Genomic DNA, 19,393 nt, shown 5'->3' with positions numbered 1-19,393 from the left:
CATGGCCGGCTGGATGCTGGTGGGGTGTCTGGCCGCCGCAATGGGGCGCGCCGCGGAATCATCCGCGTCGGCGCAGGTGGCATTGCCGACGGGCACGGTCGCGCTGGTGAACGACGTGCCGATCGTGCGCGGCGAGGTGGACGACGTGCTGGCCAAGACGCACTTGCCCGACAGTCCAGAAATGCGCGAGGTTGCCGTGCGCGGGCTCATCGGGCGCGAACTGGTTCGGCAGGCGGCGCTTGGCGAAGGCCTGGACCGTGCGCCGACGGTCGCGGGGTTGACGGGAACGACGCGCGTGAACGCCGAGAACCGGCTGTACCTGGAGCGCCATCTGCAGGTGCCAGCCGTCACGGATGCACAGGTCAAGTCGGCCTACGACGCGATGGTCGCGGAGCAAGGCCCGCGCGAGTATCAGACGCGGATCATCGCGGTGCGGGATGCGGCGAGCGCCGCCGGTGTGCTCGAGAAGCTGAAAGCCGGGGTCGCGTTTGACGAGGTGGCGCGCGAGACCAGCATGGATAGCACGCGCGAGGCTGGCGGAGCGTTGCCCTGGGTGAGCTTTAAGACGCCGCCCGCCGAGGGGAAAACGATGGGGGTGGCGCTGCCGATCGCGCAGGAAATCGCTCGCCTGCAGCCAGGCCACGTGAGCTCGACGCCGATCGCAGTGGCAGGGCAGTTCGTGATCGTCAAGCTCGAAGCAAGCCGACCGACGCAGACACCGAGCTACGACGTGGCGGCGCCCGGCGTGCGGAAGTTCCTCGAAGCCCGGGGCCGCAATGCAGCCTTCGAGCGGCTCGTGGCGGGACTCGCCGAGCACGCCCGGATCGTCCGGTGATTAAGGAGGCGGGGTGAGGTCGTTTGATAGCACCGACCGCTTTGTGGCCAACGTGTTTGGTGCAGGCGCGATGACGTGCGCGATGACGATGATGGTGGGTCTGTTGGAGATGGTGTGGCCGACGATGAACCGTATCTCGGGATGGCAGCGACTTGCGCTTACGACGGTGGTGACCGTTGCGTTCGTGACACTCGTGTATGCGATGGCGACCGGGTTGGCATACCGAACTCGGAAGCGCTCGTGGCTGCACCGTGATAGCGGGGCGCGACGGGCTGCCCGGCAGGGGCGCGTGGTGGGCATCGTGGCGGGTTTGTTGATGGGCAACGCCTTTGTGCTGTGGTGGGGCTCGCCGTTGCCATGAGCATGAGGCGCAAGGAAGAGCGCAAAGGAGGGGCACTGTGACGGATTACACGGACAGGTTCGTGGGTAATACGTTGATCGGTATCGCACTGACCATCGCGATTGTGGTCGTCGGCATGGGATTGCTCGACGACTTGGCGGGGCACTGGATTGCGCGGGCGTGGACGCAATTTGGCGTGACGTTCGTGGTGGCCGGTGGGTTGCTTTTTACTCAACCTCTTGTGAGCAGGCGGCTGCACCGTCATGAGGTGCTGAGTTCCCCTGTCGACGCGGCGGTGTGGCTCGGGCGATCGGTGGGCTGGCTGGTTGGCGCGCTGATGGGCGCGGTGCTCGCCTCGCAATTCAATTAATCAGCAAAACGATGGGGCACAGCATGGTAACAACGCACGAAACGATCGAGAGTCTCACGCAGGTCGAAGACTTGTTGGAGACGGGCGATTTGCTCGGCGCGCAACGCGCGCTGAACCACTACCGTCCGAGGAACGACGACGCCCAGGCGTATACGCTGATGAGTCAGTTGCTGCGCCTGCGCGGGCGAGCCGATCAGGCACGCGCACTGCTTGACGTCTACTGCGTGCACTATCCGTCCACCCGCGCGATGGAGATCGAGCGGGCGCGGGTGGCGTTGAGCCTGGGTGACCTAAAGGCGGCCGACGAGGCTTTTGCGCACGCCTCGGTCGAGGATGCGTTCGACGAGGACTGGGTGCAGGAATGGATCGAGGTGTCGTCGCAGCTTGGCCATCACGCGAATGCGATCCGACTTGCGTTGATGCGCTGTCAGCACAAGCCCGGCGAGGCGACGCGCTGGTTCGCGCTAGGGCTCGTCTATCAGCGCGCGCGCATGCATCAGCAAGCCATGGATGCCTACGCAGAGGTCGCACAGCGCGACCCGCACGCGCCGATGCTGCACAACAATATCGGCGCGGCGCACCTCGAGCTGAAGGCATACGCGAGCGCCCAGCACGAACTGGGGCTCGCGCTGCGCTTGGACCCGGGCAATGCGCTAGCCTGGACCAACCTGGCGACCGCCGCGCTTAAACAGGGGAAACTCGACGATGCGCTGGTCGCGGTCGAGCGCGCCTGTGCGCTCGCGCCAAACTATCCGACCGCGCTGCAAACATATTCGTACGTGCTCAAGGAGTGCCAGCAGTGGCAGGCAGCGCTGCACGTCGCGCAGCGTGCGCTCTCGCTCGAGCCGAGCAACGCGTCGATGATGTGGTCGGTCGCGATGCTTGAGCTACTGCTGGGCGACTATAGCAACGGCTGGTTGCACCACGAGGCGCGATGGGCCGGCTCGCCCGAGTTGCGCGACGTCGCGCCGAACCTTCCCATGCCGCGCTGGCAGGGTGAGCCGCTCGCGGGCAAGACGCTGTTCGTGTGGGGCGAGCAGGGCCACGGAGATGTGTTCCAGTTCGTGCGCTTCGTTCCGGCGTTGGCTGAGCGGGTCGAGCGCGAGGGTGGCTCGCTCATCTACTCCGGCTTCCAGCACTTGCAGACATTGCTGGCTCGCAGTTTGCACGGGGTGGTGGACACCGTGGTGCCACACGATCAGGCCGAGCTGCCGCGGGCGGACTTCCATCTGCCGCTGGCGAGCATCCCGTTCATGCAGGGGATCACGCCCGAGCAGTTGCCCGTTCGAACCAATTACCTCCGCGCGAATCCCGCCAAGCTCGACGCATGGCGCCGCCGGCTGCAGAAGGCGAGCTCGGCCTTGAAGGTTGGGCTGGTGTGGAGTGGCAGCCGCAGCCACCAGCGCAATGCGCTGCGCTCAGTGCCGCCGCAAGCGCTCGCCCAGGTATTCGCAAGCGCCCAGGCGATCGAGTGGTTCAGCCTTCAGCTCGACGCTGCCGAGGACGTAGCGGCGCTTCGCGCGGGCGGCATGACGCTCGTCGACGTATCCGAGGAATTGCACAGCTTCGACGACACGGCCGCGATCATTGCCAATCTTGACCTCGTGATCACGGTGTGCACATCGGTGGCCCACCTGGCTGCCGCCATGGGGCGACCGACCTGGGTGCTGCTCGACGTCAATCCGCATTGGGTGTGGATGACCGAGCGCCGCGACAGCCCCTGGTATCCGAGCGTCACGCTGTATCGGCAGGCGGACTACGGCGACTGGACACCAGTGCTCGAGCAGGTGGTCAAGGATCTGAGTGCGCTGGCGGTGAAACGCGGCCCGGTGCCGGATTACTCGCCGAAACGTACATCGAAAGGCAATTCGAATGACGCATCGACGACGCGTCGCGCGAGGGAGTCGACATGACCCACGGCCGGTCCTGGCGCGCCGCTCTCGCCGGCGCGCTTGCCGCGCTGCTGCTCTCCGGATGTGGTCTGTTCGGATGCGCAGGGATGGCGACCAACGGCGGTGGCGCTGGAGGATGCCATGTCGGCACGCGATTCTAGAGCAAGGGGCAATATCCGCCACATCGCGCGCGCCTGGTGCGATCGCATGGTGAGGGCCGCACGGCGTTTGTCGACGTCGCGCCAGCTCGGACTGGGCGTACTACTCGGTTTCGCGCTGGGGCTGATCGCCATGCTGGTGATCGTGCTGCAGAGCGCCGAACCGCCGGTGCCGCGCGTGGTCGCATCGCCGCGCGGCGCGGCCGTGCGATGGCGGTAGTCGCAGGCGGGTCAATGCGATGTTCAAGCGAAAGGAGAACAGCATGCGCTGGATGAAACAAGGGGTGGCCATGGGCCTTGCGTGGGCGATCGCGGGGGTGCTGGCGGGCTGCAACACGCTCGATGCGGAAGCCCCCGCATTGCCGGCCGACGCCAAAGTGGTCCTCGCGCGGGTGGTGCGGCGCGTCGATTTTGCGCAACAGGGCAGCGGCACCACGGCCGAAGTCGGGGGCGGCTACCTCGGTGGATCCGGTATCAGCAGCGGTGGCTTTTTGGGAGCGGGACTCGGTTTCGATCTGTCGCGCCTGTTCGAGCGCGGAGGCTCAGCACCCGTCTATCACTACGAGGTGCGGCTATCCGACGGCACCCTGCGTCAGCTCGACACTACCAGCAAGGTCGCCCCCGGTCGGTGTGTCGATGTGATCGACTCAGCGCAACCGGGCTATCCGCGTCTGCGCGGCTCGACCGACGACTGTGGGCCGTGACGCGCGACCCGCCGGGCCTGTTCAACCTGATCTTTTTATTGACTCGATGGGACGTATCGACCATGTCGGACCCGACTGCCGAAGTGTTTTCTAGAATCTATCGCGAGCAAGCATGGCACTCGAGCGAGAGTGTTTCGGGATGGGGTTCCGAACTGCGTAACACCGAGCGCATCATCCGAGAGCTGCCTGGCTTGCTGCAGCGTCTGGGCATACGTTCCATCCTCGACGTACCGTGCGGTGACTTCAACTGGATGCGCCACGTCGATCTGGATGATATCAGGTACATCGGCGCGGACATCGTCGAGGAAATTGTGCGCGCCAATCAGGCAGCTTATGCATCGGCGCGGCGTAGCTTCGTGTGCTTGGACCTATTGAAGGATCGACTGCCGGATGTTGACCTGATCCTGTGCCGTGACTGCCTGTTCCACTTCTCGCCCGCGGATGTGTTCCGGGCGCTGCATAACCTGTGCCGCACGAACGCGCAGTATGTCCTCACGACGACCTTCACGTATCGCTCGTATCCGCGTAACGGCGATATTCAGACGGGCGGTTGGACGCCGATCAATCTGGAGATGGCGCCGTATGACCTGCCGCCGCTGCGCGCATTGCTGATCGAAGGCAGCCATGAATCGATCACTTATCCGGAGTTCGGAACGATTGCGCAGTACGACCGGTGTCTGGGGTTGTGGGAGATCGCGGACCTGCGTGCGCGGTTGCGAACGCTTCCGCCCGGTTCGCCTGGCACCGAATGACAGAGTTTTATGCGGCACGAGCGACCGCGTTTTTGCTTGACCACGACTCAGGAAAAGCTGATGAAGGGGTGTTTATCTCGATGATGAGCATCGTAATCGTCGGTGCCGTGACCGCGCAGGCCTCGTATGCGAACCTGCGCCATCACGCCAAGCATCAGGCCGTGCACTATCGCGTGCACACGGCCAGGTAATAGCCAGGATCTGATTCAGCCCGCCGTATCGACGCTCGCGCGACACCGCACACGCCGGCGTGTGGGGCGACGGGCGATCAAAGGAGCTGACATGGATAGCGATGCGATGAAGGAACTTCTGGCCAGGCGTGCGCGCCTGGACGCGAAGATAGCCAGGCACCGGTCGACGAGACGTCTGGACGTGCTACGCCAGATTGTCCGGTTGATCCGTGAGTACGACATCAGCCCGAGCGATATTGATTTGCTCGAGGAAGACGAAGCCTTCGGAGGGCGACCGGTGCGGAAGGCTGAACCGTGCTATCGCGATCCAAAGACGGGCCTGACGTGGTCGGGGCGGGGCAGGCCGCCGCGATGGATCGCAGGACGGGATCCGGAGGATTTTCGGATCGCTCAGGCTGACGCGCCCGCGAATGTCGACTGAGCGTGTTCTAACCAGGAGGGTCCACGATGCCAAACGACATGCTTTACGCATTGCAAGTGTTGATTGCTCAACCCATCGAGCAACAGGTACCGGCTTATCTGGAAGAACCAGTCTTCGCGGTTCGGGCCGGCGTCGAATCAGTCTTGCCGAACCTGCTGGGTATTACAGCCCACCATGGCCTGCAAGGTGACGGACACGAAGCACTCATGCGCGTGTTGAGGAGGTCCTCGACGGACCCTGACCTGTTGTCGCAAGGCACGCACGAACTGTTCTCTGTCGGCGATGCCCCTCGTCGGCTGGTGGGGCTGGGTCAGATCCAGCTGGACACGCTGCTCGGCGAGCGGCTCGCGTGTTTCCACGACACGCTGGCCGAGCGCTCGGGCTTGACGGCGCAAGGCGCCGCGACGCTTACGGCGATGGTCGCGCCGTTCATGTTCGCGATGATCAAGCGCGATGCAACGCGTGACAAGGCGTTGATGAGCGCAAATGTCGAACACGTGCTCACGGGAGTCAAGGAAACCCTGTTTGAGCGGCTCTCGCTTCGGTACTGGAGCGCGCTTGGGCTGGGATCGTTCAAGACACATGATGCAAGAGCCTGTGCCACGTAAGCGCCAACGGCGCTCGTCTTGCTTGCACATGACGTCCGTCGCGATGCGCCGACGCTACGCACATGGTGGCTGGGGTCCGTGCTGGTGTTGCGGTTCGCGATGCCGGTGATCGGCTATTGCACCGGGCCTGTAACGGACGCGAATCGTCAGGTTCAGGTACCGACGCAGTTCTGGGTGGCGAGCATGGAGGAGATCGCAGGTCCGAGTGACGGCGTCGCCCCAGGCGAGGCATTGAAGCAGCATTTGTTAGTGGTATTGATCCAACTCAACAGCGGGAGGAAATCATGAGAACAACGATGGGAATTGCGGTAATGAGCGCGGCCGTGCTGCTGGTCGGCTGCGCCAGCGAACCGGCGTTGAACCGCGACCAGGAGGTCGCGGCGAATCAGGCGGTGGGCATCACCGTCGAGCCCTCGGCGAAGGGGGTCCTGGTGCGGCTGCCCGAGACGGTCCTGTTCGACTTCGACAAATCCAACTTGCGCGCCGATGCCGGGCCGGTCGTGGACCGGTCGGTCGTGCTGCTCAGCCGCAGCGACAGGCCGATCGAGGTGAATGGCTATACCGACAACGTCGGCACGCGCGAATACAACCAGCACTTGTCCGAGGCACGGGCCGAGATGGTTGCCGACGCGCTGATCCAACGGGGTATCGCAGCCTCGCGCGTTACGACGCACGGGTTTGCGTTTGACAACCCGGTCGTGACCAACGACACGGCGCAGGGGCGTGCGCTGAACCGGCGCACGGAGATCGTGCTTCCGGGCGAACACCTGGAGAACATCATGGGGCCGCAGAAATAGCGCTCCCACCACGTCGCCGCATGTACTCGCATCGCCGGGCGCGCGGTGCCGAGCAGGCTGTTCATTCAAGTACCCTTTGTGAAGGAGTGTGCATCATGCCTCTGTTCAAACGTCTCGGTGCTGAGCTGCTCGGCACCTTTTGGCTCGTGCTCGGCGGGTGCGGCAGTGCAGTGCTGGCCGCCGCGTTTCCGGATCTCGGCATCGGTTTTGTGGGCGTATCGCTTGCCTTCGGTTTGACGGTGCTGACCATGGCGTTTTCGATCGGTCACGTGTCAGGCTGTCACCTGAACCCGGCGGTGACACTTGGATTGACCGTGGCGCGGCGTTTCCCGGCGCGAGAAGTCGTGCCGTACGTCGTCTCGCAATTGGTCGGGGCGTTTCTGGCTGCCTGTTTCCTCGTGGCGGTGGCCTCCGGCAAACCGGGTTTCGATCCGATCGCCAGCGGCCTTGCCACCAACGGTTTCGGCGATCATTCGCCGGGCCATTACTCGATGATGGCGGCGTTCCTCACCGAGATGGCCATGACCTTCTTTTTCCTATTCGTCATTCTCGGGGCTACCGACAAGCGCGCACCGGACGGATTCGCTCCGATCGCGATCGGCTTGTGCCTGACCTTGATCCATCTAATCTCGATTCCGGTGACCAATACCTCGGTGAACCCGGCGCGTTCGACAGGTCCCGCGCTGCTGGTAGGGGGGGAGGCGCTTGCCCAGCTGTGGCTGTTCTGGGTGGCCCCTCTGATCGGTGCGGTCGCCGCGGGGATTGGCTATTCCTTAATCGCCGACGAGTGATCGACGTCTGAACTTCGTCTGCCCGGCACGCTGGGCGGACTAACAGGAACAACTCATGTCTCGCTATACGCAACTCAAGGCGCAACTGGCCAAGCTGCAGGCGCAGGCCGACGAAGTGCGCCGTCAGGAAATCGCCGAAATCGTCGTGTCGATCAGGTAGACGATGGCCGAATACGGCATCACGCCGGAAGACCTCGGCTACCACGCGCGCCCGGCGCACACGCCACGCAAATCCCTTTCGGCACCGCGCTATCGCGACCCCACCACCGGGCGAACGTGGAGCGGCCGGGGGCGACCGCCGAAGTGGATGGCGATCAAGAACCCCGCGGCTCTACGGAGCGTAGGCCGCCTGAAACCCGCATTGTCATGAATTTTGTTCCCTCCATACGGGTTGCCCGTGATGCGTTATGTGCGACGTGGCTCGTCGCGACGAGTGTAGTGCCCCTAGCGGCGAGTGCCCGCCCCCCTGTTAGCGAGATGACGCACTATACGACGCGGGCAAACGATACGCTGTACGGCATTGCCCAGCGCTACTTGCAGAGCCCGCAAGACTGGCGGCGGCTGGCTCGCGTGAATCATGTGTCTGCAACCCGGCGCTTGCGTACCGGTGTCGAGCTGAAAGTACCGGTCGCGCGATTGCGGCGCGAATCGCTATCGGCACGCGTGCTTGCTGTTCAGGGGGCGGCCGAACGCGTCGCCGGCGGACTTGTTGTGCCGCTTGTTGTCGGTATGTCGTTGAACGAGGGCGACCGGGTCCGCACGGCAGACACTGGTTTCGTAACGCTCGAATTGCCGGACGGCACATTGGTGAGCATGTTGTCCGATAGTGATTTGCGCCTCACGACCCTGCGGCGTACGTGCCTGACGAACACGATTGAGCGCGCGTTTAGCTTGGAACCCGGTTCGCTCGATAGTGAAGTGAAGCATCTGAAGCACCGCGACGACCGCTTCGAGATTCACGCGCCTTCGGTGACGGCCGGCGTGCGGGGCACACAGTTCAGAACGCATGCCGATGCAGGTGATGCTGCAACTCGCATCGAGGTGCTGGACGGAGCAGTGACGGTCGCGTCCGATCCGGACAGTCAGCCCACACTGGTACCTGCTCACTACGGTTTGATTGCGGGTGCGGCGGGTGAGATTGGGGAGGCCGTCGAACTGTTGCCTGCGCCGTCGCTTATTAAGCCGGAGCGGGTACAGGACGAGCCGGACGTGACGTTCGATCTCGCGCCGCTCGCGGGCGCGCGTCAGTATCACGTGCAACTCGCGCGTGATGCCGGGGCGTTGGACCTGTTCAGGCAGACGCGTACTGAAACTTCGCGCGCGACGTTTGGCGAGGTGCCGGACGGGACGTACTTTGTACGTATTACCGCCCTGGATGCGAACGGTCTAGAAGGCGAGCCGCGCATCTACGCGTTCGAGCGTAGGCAGATGGGGCTGGCCGCGAGCGCGACGCCCCAGGCCAAAGGCTATGTGTTCCGCTGGACACCGACCGGCGCGGACACGCATACCCGATATCGCTTTGTGTTGTCGTCATCGCCAGACTTGCATGCCCCCATTATCGACGAAGAAGGATTGTCGGGACGAGAGATCATGGTTTCGAATCTCACCGCAGGCGACTATTACTGGGCCGTCGAGATGGAGGTCTTCGAGGCGGGCTGCTTCTACGACAAGATGAGCCCGATTCGTGCCCTGACACTGCCTCGATGAGTCAAGTCCATCGGAGCGCCGTTGGTACCGGCCAGGGGCGACAGTCCCCAACCGACTCCTATGCGTATCAACGATTACTCACCCCAATCAAGCCGGAGTTCACTCGACATGTTGCGTAAGCGTAAGGTCCGCACGAAACAAATGCTGCTGCCCCTGCCGGCAGCATTGATCCAGGACATCTCGTTAGAGAATCACTTGGTACTGACGACCCTGCGCACCGGGCATGGCACGGCGCAGACTTTGGTCGCGCTGCTGCTCGTTATTTATACGACATTCTATCTTCTCGACAAGGATCGCTCTGAGGCAGACGTCAATCTGTTCCTGAAGGTCGAGGCAGCGCTCGATGCGTGCATCCAGCAGGCAACGGACGGCCTCCCGTGGCAGTTGCAGGCAGAGCAATGGCCGCCGATCGAGCGGGTGTTGCTGCGTTTCGATGAAGTCTTGGCGAGCGTGCCGCAATATCGCTATGAGGATGCGTGCGAGCGGCTGCATCGGTTCGTGGCACTGCCGAACCAATCTCCGCTGCCAGGCAGTCGGATAGTGAATGTGTGGAGCTGACGTTCCGTTTTCAACAAGCGAGGGCGCGCACGACGTGTATGCCTCGTCGGCAATCATTTGAGCCCGATGTGCAGTGCCCGGAATGTCGATCGATACGCCGTCGATCACCAGCGGGTCCGGCCTCGTCTGGGTTTGCAGCGTATGCTGCTGATGGCGCGAGATCCAGCGACGCAACTGGTTCGGATTAACGTCATGGTCCATGGCCGCCCGGGCGATCGATACCCCCGGCCTCAGGCAAAACTCGACCAGCTCCCGCACGGCATCTTCATCAAATTCCCGCCGGCCATCCCGTCTGCGGCCAACCACCAGTCTGCTTCGAAGGTCCTGTTTCTCTGTCATCACGGTCTGAGTGCATGTGTCCACGCGGACACTTAGCATCTGACTCGCGTCACGATCGGCTCGCGTCACCCCCTCAGGCCGCGCGCAAACTCACACGCCGTTGCATAGATGCGTATGGCGCCATGGTGATGCGCGATGCGAACATCGACGTTCGATGCGACATGCCGGCGTCTTCTCGCAGAGCGACGGTGCTCATCCTAGGGAAATGCTGATTAATGGGCCAACTGCCGACGTTTCAGGTGAGACGACGTCGAACTTTCCGGATAACGAATCGAATCGGCGCTCATTTCGGTGCAGTTGGCTCGTAAACGAGCCTCCCTGCTCGCATTTTTCACGCGCATGACGGACTGCTCCCATGAGCCGAACGCAGCCGGTTTCGTACGATCACCAGGTTCGCCAGGGCGAACAGACTGAACAGCTGCGCCGTGTTCTTGGCCAGTCCCTTATAGCGCACCTTGCGATAACGGAACAGGTTCTTGACGATATGAAACGGATGCTCGACCCGCGCGCGGATTTGCGCCTTGGTTCGCTCGACCGTGGTCACCAGATCCTTCAGCGGGCCATCCTGCATCGCCTTGATCTTTCCGCGCTTGGCCGCCACACGCCATTTCACCAGCTTGCCGTTCATTTCGTCGCGTTTGTCCACGCCGATGTAGCCCGCGTCGCCGAACGCTTCCTCTTCATGCCCGTGCAGCAGGGCGTGAGCCTGCGAAACGTCCGACACGTTGGCCGCCGTGCCCACCACGCTGTGAACCAGTCCCGAATCGGCGTCGACCCCGAGATGGGCCTTCATCCCAAAGTGCCAGGCGTTTCCTTTCTTCGTCTGATGCATCTCCGGGTCGCGGCTCTTCTCGGCGTTCTTGGTCGACGACGGCGCTTCGATGATCGTCGCGTCGACCAAGGTACCTTCCTTCATCATCAGCCCGCGTTCGCACAGCGAGATACCGATCTCATCGAACAGCTTGCGCGTCAGGTCATGCTCGAGCAGCAGGCGCCGGAACTTCAGCAGCGTGGTCGCATCCGGCACATTCTCGACAGCCAGATCGATTCCCGCGAAGGCACGCATCGCGATGCTGTCGTACAGCGCGTCTTCCAGCCCTTCGTCCGACAGGCCGTACCACTGCTGCAGGAAATAGATTCGAAGCATCCGCTCCAGACCTATCGGCCGACGGCCGCGCTCACCCTTCGGATAGTACGGCTCGATCGCCGTCAGCAACCGCGGCCACGGCACGAGCTTCTCCATCTCGTCCAGGAAACGCTGACGCCGGGTCACGCGCTTCTTGCCCGCACTTTCCGCTTCCGCAAAGCTCATCTGCCGCTTCATCATCGAGGATCCGTTCCGTGAACTGCCTTCTACAACGTTCTCGGCTACGTCAGCGATGACCGCCAAGCTGGATAAATCAGTGTTTCCCTAGCAGTTCGGCTTCAGCTCCCAACATCTCTATCCTTCTGGGCCGGCATCGACGCCGGCGAATCTCCTATCGTGTAAAAGATATTGATCTATATTGAAGCAAGAGACGATACATTGAGTTCTTATAATCCGGAAAATTGAATCGAGAGTACTGGTTAAATGTCCATTTTTGTCTTGCTATTCAATTACGGAAATCGAATTGCGTGTGTTTTCCAAACGTTTGGCGGCGATATCCGCACTGAATCTAACACTTGTTAACACTTGAATCGGAGAATGCTATTAATATTGCATCCACTCCAGCGGCAACGGGTTGACCCAGATTGAGCCCGGTTAATTTTTTGGCATTGGGATGTGAATTAATTCGATGCCGCCATTCATCTTGCATATTGTGAATTTATTCGGCTCGCATTTTCCAGTATGGCCAGTCGCGCCCGCCTATGCTGGCTAGATTGAATTGGCATTGGATGTCGCCACATCACGATAATGACGAGAAAATCGCATGCATGAACGGGTAGATTGCGTGCACTCGAAATACAGGAAATCGCACGTAGAAATGCATTCTATCTAATAACGATCAGTCGCGCTCTCGGGCAGGCAATCTCTTAACGGTATCGATGGCAGAAGATAGGGGTGCGTGTAATCCGCGGTTTCATTGCTTACTCACATCGATTAAATTCTCTCGAATTTTTGTTAAGAGATTGTTTGAGTGTTCGAGATGCATTAATAAAAGTCCCTGTCGGGTGATCTGGACGTGATGCCACGCGCCAGCCAAGATAAATAAATCGGTCGAGCTTGATTAAAATCTCGTCATGAATTTGTATTTAGGTTAACTAATTATCTTGAAGTATATCTATATGTCTAAAGGAACCGTATGAAGAGGAAGCAAATCTCGACGCTTGTAACGGCAATGTTCGCGGGCGTAGGCATCCTGGGTGCTGGCATTGCGCATGCAACCGGTAGCGCGAATTTCGTAGACCGAGGCAATCCGGACAACGCCCTCACCGGACAGTGTATTGACGGCACCAATCCGCTTTGTGTTGCGACGAAGAACGGTTCGAATGTCGCCACAAGTACTGCAAGCTACACGGCCGGGAACAATGCGCAAGCCGGTCTTGCTGGCATTGCGATCGGCGACCGAGCTAACGCGAACAGTAAAGACACGAGCGGTAGTGGTGGCGGTGCAACCGCGATCGGGACCGGCGCGCAGGCCGTCGCCAATTCAGCGACTGCGATTGGGACTGTCGCACTCGCGCAAGGTAATACCTCACTTGCGATCGGTCGCCAATCGGCTGCTATTGGCGATTATTCGATGGCGCTCGGCAACGTTGCTGATGCGCACGGAACCAGCTCGATTGCGCTTGGCCACTCGGCCCTGGCACAAGGCGACCGCTCGGTCGCGATCGGTGGTGCAAATCCGACCACAAGCGATGGTGTTTCGGCAGGCGCATCCTACGACGCTGCAACGCAGACACGTGCCGCAGGCACCCAATCGGTCGCGATTGGTGCGGGCGCCCAGACGAATGGTGACAATCAGATCGCCATCGGATCCGGAAGCGTCGGCGTAGCGAACAATACCAGCAAGCCGGTGTTTGGCGGAACGGCTGCACCGGTCGGCGGTGCTGTCTCGTTCGGCTCGCTCGGCAATGAACGCCAGCTGAAGAATGTCGCGGCTGGCGTTGACGCGACGGACGCTGTCAACATTTCTCAGCTGAAGTCGGTCAACGATGGGTTGACCACGAGCATCAATGCGGTCGATGCTCGTGTGACGACGCTGAATACGACGATTGGCGGTCAAATCACGAACATCAACGCTTCGCTGTCGACTGCCACCAGTAACATTACCAACCTGCAAGCTGCCGATAAGCAGAACGTGAAATACACGGACAGCACGCATAGCGCGATATCACTGGACGGTAGCGGCGGCACGACGATCAGCAACGTGAAGGCTGGTGTTGCTAGCACGGACGCCACAAACGTCGGGCAGTTAAATGCGGGTCTGTCGACCGTGCAGGGCAACGTCAATACGCAAATTTCCAATCTCGGTAGCTCGCTGAGTACGTCGATCATCAACGCAACGAAAGACGCGGTTCTGTATGACAGCAGCAAGCACGACAGTGTGACGTTCGGCGGCACCGGCGCAACATCGCCGGTCGCTCTACACAACGTGGCCGCCGGCACAGCGGATGCCGATGCCGTCAACGTTAAGCAGTTGAATAGCAGCATCGGGACGGCCGTCGCGCCGATCAACCAGAACATTACGAACATTCAGACGTCGCTGAGCACCACCAACCAGACGGTTGCGAACCTAAGCACGAGCGTCACGAACATCAACACGTCGTTGAGCACAGCCACGTCGGATATTACGCAGTTGCAGCAGGCCGATACCCGCAACGTGAAATATGACGGGCAGTCGGGTTTCGACACGGTGACGCTGCAAGGAAGCAACGGCACGACGATTAAGAATGTGGCGGACGGCAAGGACGCGCACGATGCGGTGAACGTCGGTCAACTGAGCGGTGGTCTGTCGTCGCTGAGCACCAGCGTAACGAACAGTGTCAACACGCAGATCGGCAATCTCAGCACGACGGTCAGTAATCAGATCAGTTCGGCCACGAAGAATGCCGTGCAGTACGACAATGATGCGCATACGAGCGTGACGCTCGGGGGCCCGGGCGCAAGCGGTCCGGTCAACCTGCACAACATCGCAGACGGCGTGGGAAATAACGATGCCGTCAACGTCGGGCAATTGAGTGGCGCGATTTCACCGATCCAGTCGTCCTTGTCCTCCGCTGTCTCGAACATCACGAATCTGCAAGGGAATGTCACAGACCTGAGCACGGCGCTCGGTACGACCAACCAGAGCGTCACGAACCTCAGTACGAGCCTCGCCGGTACGCAGACCGATGTGTCGAACCTGCAAGCTGCCGACAAACGAAATGTCAAATACGATGGACCGCAAGGCTTCGATTCCGTCACGCTCGCGGGTCCGAACGGCACGAGGGTGACAAACGTCAAGGCGGGTGAGCTGTCCGCGGCGAGCACGGACGCCGTCAACGGCTCGCAACTGTATGCGACAAATCAGACTGTCGCGAAACAGGGCGACGCCATCACGAAAATCGGCGGCCAAGTGACGCAGACCGCAACCGACATCAGGAACATCGGTGGCCAGGTCACGCAGAACACGACCAACATTGGTGCGCTGCAACAGGACGCGCTGCAGTGGTCGGCATCCGCTGGTGCATACGATGCCTCGCATGGCAGCGGTTCGGCGCAAAAGATCACCAACGTTGCTGCTGGCGATATATCGACAACGAGCACCGATGCGATCAACGGCGCGCAATTGAAGCATGTGCAAGACGAGCTAAATACGCAAATCGGTGGTGCAACGAAGAACGCTGTCGTGTACGACACAGATGCAAACGGCAATCGCCTCAATTCGGTGACACTCTCGGGTGGTGCCGCTGGCCCGGTGGCAATCAAGAACGTTGCGTCTGGTTCGCTGAATACGACGAGCACTGATGCGGTTAACGGCTCGCAGCTGTTCGCGACCAATCAGAATGTTGCGACGCAGACAGCCCGTGTCGATAATTTGACGTCGAACGTGTCGACGCTGTCGAGCAATTTGACGACGACGAACGCGAATGTTGCCAACCTTCAGGAAGCCGACAAGCTGAATGTCAAGTACGACGGCAGCGATAAGAGCGTCGTTACGCTCGGGGGGGCTGCACATGCTCCCGTGAAGGTCTCGAATGTCGCAGATGGCGTCGCGAGCAGCGATGCAGTCAACGTCGGCCAGTTGTCGAAAGCAACCGGAAGCCTGCAGCAGCAGATCGGCGCGCAAGGTGACACGATCACGTCGATCGATCAACGCGTAACGACAAACACCACCGATATCGCATCACTCAAGCAGGACGCGCTGCAGTTTGATCCGAGCACCGGCGCTTACAATGCGGCGCACGGCGGTTCGACGACGAAGATTGTCAATGTCGCGGACGGCAATGTCGCGGCGGGCAGCAAAGACGCGGTCAACGGTGGTCAACTATTCGGCGTGAAGTCCGATCTCGAGCAGCAGATCACGAACGTGTCGAACCAGGCCGGCGAAGCCGTGAAGAACGTCGTGAAATACGACGTGGACACGAACGGCAACCGGCTGAATTCCGTTTCGCTCGTCGGCGGCGATGCCGCGTCGCCCGTCGTGCTGAAGAACGTCGCGGCCGGCGTGGACGATACCGATGCGGTGAACGTGAAGCAGCTGAAGAGCGTCCAATCGAACATTAACCAACTCGGTGCGATGGCGGTTACATACGACGACGGCTCCAAGAGCATCATTACGCTCGGGGGCGGTTCTGGAGGTACGAAGATCACGAACGTGCAGGCCGGTACGCTCAGCGCAACCAGCACGGACGCCGTGAACGGCTCGCAGCTCCACGCGACGAATCAGCAGGTCGCGAAGAACACGACCGACATCACGAACCTGCAGCAAGATGTGTCCAATGTCGCGAACGGCAAGGCGGGTTTGGTCCAGCAGCAGGATCCGAACGGTCAAATCACGGTCGGTGCCGGATCCGGTGGCACATCGGTGAATTTTTCCGGCACCGCAGGCGATCGCGTGCTGACCGGTGTTGCAGCGGGCACTAACAACAACGATGCGGTCAACGTTGGCCAGCTCAATACCGCTCTCAAGATTGTGGAGACCGATCAACGAATCAAAGCGCAAGCAACCGATGCCAATACGAGCTGGATCTCGCGGGCGGATGCCGGATCATTCGGTTCCACTGCAACCGCAAGCGGCAAGAACGCTGTCGCAGTTGGCCAAGGATCGGTGGCCGATCGCGACAACTCGTTCTCGGTCGGTGCGAAGGGAAGCGAGCGTCAGGTCACGAACGTGGCGGCCGGTACGGCGCCGACGGATGCGGTGAACGTGCAGCAGTTGAACGACAACATCGCATCGGCATCTGCTGCATCGCGCGGCTACACCGATCAGCGTATCGGACAGGTGTACAACTCGTTCAACGATCTCAAAAAGGATATGTACGGTGGGGTTGCGTCGGCGATGGCGGTTGCTGGGTTGCCGCAACCGACCGCCCCGGGTCGCTCGATGGTATCGGCCGCGACGGCGAACTACCGCGGCCAGCAAGGTTTCGCGGCGGGTTACTCGTACGTGACGCAAAACGACAAGTGGGTCGTCAAGGCGTCGGTGACGGGCAACAGCCGCTCGGACTTCGGTGCGGTCGTCGGCGCGGGCTACCAGTTCTGACGCAGGCCGTCCGGATATCGCCGGACTTCAAAGGTAGATAGCGTGCGGGGGCAGTGGATCGAATGGCATCCGCTGCCCCCGTCCCTGTTTGTAAGCAATCTGTTGATATCCACGCAGAACTGACCCACCTAAGGCAGTAATTTCATCGAATTTTGACCCACGTGATTGAATGCCCTGCTCAATCTTTGAGCAGGGGATACAGAGGTGATCACGGTAGGCATATTGGCCAAGATCAGGCGGATGTATTTCCGCGAGAAGGCCCCGCTGCGCGAGATTGCCAGGCGCACGGGCCTGTCCCGGAACACGGTGCGCAGCTGGCTTCGGCAAACGGATGCCGTTGAGCCGAAGTGCCCGAAGCGCGTCAGCCCGAGCGTCGTCAACGAGTGGGCCGCGCAACTGACGGGCTGGCTGCGGGCAGACAGTCATCGCCCGAAGCGTGACCGGCGCAGGGCCCGGTTCATGTTCGAGGCCATTCGCCGCGTTCGGCGGCGTGCCGCGCCGCGGCATCTACGACAACATGAAGACCGCCGTGGACAAGGTCGGCCGCGGCAAGGAGCGCGCGGTCAACGCCCGCTTCGAGGCAATGTGCGGCCATTACCTGTTCGAGCCGGAATTCTGCAACCGTGCCGCCGGCTGGGAGAAGGGCATCGTTGAGAAGAACGTGCAGGACCGGCGCCGCCAGATCTGGCACGAGGCTGCGCTACGACGCTGGGAAACGCTGGAGCTTCTGAACGAATGGGTCGCGGGCCAGTGTCGTCAGGCCTGGCAGATGCGGCACCCGCAGTGGCCCGAGCTGACGGTCGAGGACGCGCTGCAGGACGAGCGCACCAGGCTGATGCCCAATCCACGCCCGTTCGACGGCTATGTCGAGCAGACCCTGCGGGTGTCGTCGACCAGCCTCATCCACTTCCAGCGCAACCGCTACAGCGTGCCCACCGAGCATGCTTCGCTTCAGACGGCGTCCGAATACGTGACGGCCGGAGAGAAACGCCGTCGCGCGGAGATCGGGAAATTCCACGTGCGCGTGATCGAGTAAAAATCAAATACACGTCGGAACATTCGACAGGATTTCGTTCGCTAGGGCCCCTATAGGGCTTGATCAACATTCCCTCAGGTTCGGCAAGGCATTGCCTCATTCCGGTTGCAGCCGGGATAATTGCCTACTGTCTTTTTGACTACGACACTGCAAACGAAAGGCCGGATGACAAATTCCCTTACCCCGCAGGGTGACGAAGACTATCGCCGCTGGCTCACAGAGCTCAAGCAGCGGGTCGAGCTTGCCCGTGCACGCGCCGCCGCAAGCGCGAACCGCGAGCTTGTCACGCTGTACTGGCAGATCGGTCGCGACATTCTCGAACGCCAGGAGAGACAAGGGTGGGGGGCAAAAGTCATCGATCGGCTGGCGCAGGACCTGAAGGCTGCGTTTCCCGACATGCGCGGATTTTCGCCGCGCAACCTCAAATACATGCGGGCTCTGGCGCAAGCATGGCCTTCATCGGAATTTGTGCAGCAGCCTGCTGCACAATTGCCGTGGTTTCATCTTTGTACCTTGCTCGACAAAGCAAAGGATCCGGTGGTCGGCGATTGGTACGCGGGCAAGGCGCTTGAGCACGGCTGGTCCCGCAACGTTCTCGCGATGCAAATTGACACGCAAGCACATGCGCGGACGGGTGCGGCCGTAACCAATTTCGACGCACGCCTGCCGCCGCCGCAATCCGATCTGGCGCGCGAAGCCCTGAAAGACCCGTACGTCTTCGACTTTCTCGGCCTGACCGAGGACGCGCAGGAACGCGACATCGAACAGGCGCTCACCCGGCACATCACGCGGTTCCTGCTCGAGCTCGGCGCCGGGTTTGCGTTCGTCGGCCGCCAGTACCGGCTCGAGGTCGGCGGCGACGAATTCTTCATCGATCTGCTATTTTACCACCTGAAACTTCGCAGTTATGTGGTGGTAGAGCTGAAGGCGACACCGTTCCGGCCCGAATATGCCGGGCAACTGAACTTTTACCTGTCCGCAGTCGACTCGGAACTGAAGTCGCCTGATGATCATCCGACCATTGGGTTGCTCCTGTGCCGGGAAAAGAACCGTTTGGTTGCCGAATATGCGCTGCGCGGCATGGCCAATCCGATGGGCGTCGCCGAATACCAGCTCCTTCGGGACGTCCCCGCGTCGCTTGAAGCCGGACTGCCATCCATTGACCAGATTGAAGCAGAATTGGGCCCCGATTTGTCTGATTCAGACTGAGTCGGGTTGGTCTACTG

18 protein-coding genes and 3 pseudogenes are annotated in these 19,393 nt (G+C 61.1%); 19 read left to right on the top strand and 2 right to left on the bottom strand.

Annotation, left to right across the window (positions count from 1 at the left end; translation table 11 throughout):
• Window position 1: 1 nt before the first annotated feature.
• From WJ35_RS16480 to WJ35_RS16415, 16 genes and pseudogenes are all read left to right on the top strand, one after another.
• Entirely contained in the window at window positions 2-835 is an 834-nt protein-coding gene (locus tag WJ35_RS16480) for a peptidyl-prolyl cis-trans isomerase (protein ID WP_059460899.1), read from the top strand.
• A gap of 13 nt (window positions 836-848) precedes the next feature.
• Window positions 849-1,196, top strand: a complete 348-nt coding sequence (locus WJ35_RS16475; protein WP_045579737.1) for a hypothetical protein — start codon at window positions 849-851, stop codon at window positions 1,194-1,196.
• Window positions 1,197-1,233: 37 nt separating this feature from the next.
• Complete coding sequence (locus WJ35_RS16470; protein WP_059669413.1) at window positions 1,234-1,545, top strand: hypothetical protein; 312 nt, start codon at window positions 1,234-1,236, stop codon at window positions 1,543-1,545.
• Window positions 1,546-1,568: 23 nt separating this feature from the next.
• The gene (locus tag WJ35_RS16465) at window positions 1,569-3,458 is read left to right on the top strand and encodes a tetratricopeptide repeat protein (protein ID WP_069246623.1); all 1,890 of its coding nucleotides are present in this window, start codon (window positions 1,569-1,571) and stop codon (window positions 3,456-3,458) included.
• Window positions 3,459-3,578: 120 nt separating this feature from the next.
• Window positions 3,579-3,815, top strand: coding sequence for a hypothetical protein (locus WJ35_RS31325; RefSeq protein ID WP_155121930.1), 237 nt, complete (start codon window positions 3,579-3,581; stop codon window positions 3,813-3,815).
• A 43-nt stretch (window positions 3,816-3,858) separates the two neighbouring features.
• A complete protein-coding gene (locus WJ35_RS16460; protein ID WP_045579969.1) occupies window positions 3,859-4,299 on the top strand; it encodes a hypothetical protein in 441 nt (146 codons plus the stop codon).
• Window positions 4,296-5,051 carry a class I SAM-dependent methyltransferase gene (locus WJ35_RS16455; RefSeq protein WP_059669414.1) on the top strand — a complete coding sequence of 252 codons (756 nt, stop codon included), beginning with the start codon at window positions 4,296-4,298 and terminating at the stop codon, window positions 5,049-5,051. The genes WJ35_RS16460 and WJ35_RS16455 overlap by 4 nt, the downstream gene beginning before the upstream one ends.
• A complete protein-coding gene (locus WJ35_RS31320; protein WP_144410688.1) occupies window positions 5,048-5,242 on the top strand; it encodes a hypothetical protein in 195 nt (64 codons plus the stop codon). The genes WJ35_RS16455 and WJ35_RS31320 overlap by 4 nt, the downstream gene beginning before the upstream one ends.
• A 91-nt stretch (window positions 5,243-5,333) precedes the next feature.
• Window positions 5,334-5,663: an H-NS family nucleoid-associated regulatory protein gene (locus WJ35_RS16450; protein ID WP_059460901.1), complete on the top strand. Its 330-nt coding sequence runs from the start codon at window positions 5,334-5,336 to the stop codon at window positions 5,661-5,663.
• A 26-nt stretch (window positions 5,664-5,689) separates the two neighbouring features.
• Window positions 5,690-6,271 (top strand): DUF937 domain-containing protein, encoded by a 582-nt coding sequence (locus WJ35_RS16445; RefSeq protein WP_045579734.1) that lies wholly within the window; start codon window positions 5,690-5,692, stop codon window positions 6,269-6,271.
• An 18-nt stretch (window positions 6,272-6,289) separates the two neighbouring features.
• The gene (locus WJ35_RS16440) at window positions 6,290-6,559 is read left to right on the top strand and encodes a hypothetical protein (RefSeq protein ID WP_144410687.1); all 270 of its coding nucleotides are present in this window, start codon (window positions 6,290-6,292) and stop codon (window positions 6,557-6,559) included.
• Window positions 6,556-7,068 carry an OmpA family protein gene (locus WJ35_RS16435; RefSeq protein ID WP_045579732.1) on the top strand — a complete coding sequence of 171 codons (513 nt, stop codon included), beginning with the start codon at window positions 6,556-6,558 and terminating at the stop codon, window positions 7,066-7,068. The genes WJ35_RS16440 and WJ35_RS16435 overlap by 4 nt, the downstream gene beginning before the upstream one ends.
• A gap of 95 nt (window positions 7,069-7,163) precedes the next feature.
• Window positions 7,164-7,859, top strand: a complete 696-nt coding sequence (gene aqpZ, locus WJ35_RS16430; protein ID WP_045579731.1) for an aquaporin Z — start codon at window positions 7,164-7,166, stop codon at window positions 7,857-7,859.
• 55 nt (window positions 7,860-7,914) lie between these two features.
• Window positions 7,915-8,229 (top strand): annotated as a pseudogene (locus WJ35_RS16425) (H-NS histone family protein).
• Complete coding sequence (locus WJ35_RS16420; protein ID WP_059460903.1) at window positions 8,226-9,566, top strand: FecR family protein; 1,341 nt, start codon at window positions 8,226-8,228, stop codon at window positions 9,564-9,566. The pseudogene WJ35_RS16425 and the gene WJ35_RS16420 overlap by 4 nt, the downstream one beginning before the upstream one ends.
• A 141-nt stretch (window positions 9,567-9,707) precedes the next feature.
• The gene (locus WJ35_RS16415) at window positions 9,708-10,124 is read left to right on the top strand and encodes a hypothetical protein (protein WP_224383417.1); all 417 of its coding nucleotides are present in this window, start codon (window positions 9,708-9,710) and stop codon (window positions 10,122-10,124) included.
• A gap of 177 nt (window positions 10,125-10,301) precedes the next feature.
• Here WJ35_RS16415 and WJ35_RS32175 read toward each other — a convergent pair.
• A pseudogene (locus tag WJ35_RS32175) lies at window positions 10,302-10,463 on the bottom strand (IS66 family insertion sequence element accessory protein TnpB); the annotation flags it as partial.
• A gap of 331 nt (window positions 10,464-10,794) precedes the next feature.
• On the bottom strand, window positions 10,795-11,787 hold the full coding sequence (locus WJ35_RS16410) for an IS5 family transposase (RefSeq protein ID WP_043291788.1): 993 nt from the start codon (window positions 11,785-11,787) through the stop codon (window positions 10,795-10,797).
• A gap of 958 nt (window positions 11,788-12,745) precedes the next feature.
• On the opposite strand from WJ35_RS16410, the gene WJ35_RS16405 reads away from it, so the two are divergent.
• The 3 genes and pseudogenes from WJ35_RS16405 to WJ35_RS16395 all read left to right on the top strand — a co-directional run bounded on the left by WJ35_RS16405 (window position 12,746) and on the right by WJ35_RS16395 (window position 19,376).
• Window positions 12,746-17,131, top strand: coding sequence for a YadA-like family protein (locus tag WJ35_RS16405; protein WP_069239527.1), 4,386 nt, complete (start codon window positions 12,746-12,748; stop codon window positions 17,129-17,131).
• A gap of 240 nt (window positions 17,132-17,371) precedes the next feature.
• A pseudogene (locus tag WJ35_RS30305) lies at window positions 17,372-18,077 on the top strand (Mu transposase domain-containing protein); the annotation flags it as partial.
• Window positions 18,078-18,332: 255 nt separating this feature from the next.
• On the top strand, window positions 18,333-19,376 hold the full coding sequence (locus WJ35_RS16395) for a PDDEXK nuclease domain-containing protein (protein WP_069239526.1): 1,044 nt from the start codon (window positions 18,333-18,335) through the stop codon (window positions 19,374-19,376).
• Window positions 19,377-19,393: the final 17 nt, after the last annotated feature.

Origin of the sequence: Burkholderia ubonensis (genome assembly GCF_001718695.1) — a bacterium.
Classification (GTDB): domain Bacteria; phylum Pseudomonadota; class Gammaproteobacteria; order Burkholderiales; family Burkholderiaceae; genus Burkholderia; species Burkholderia ubonensis_B.
This window is presented reverse-complemented; position numbering and strand designations above follow the sequence as displayed.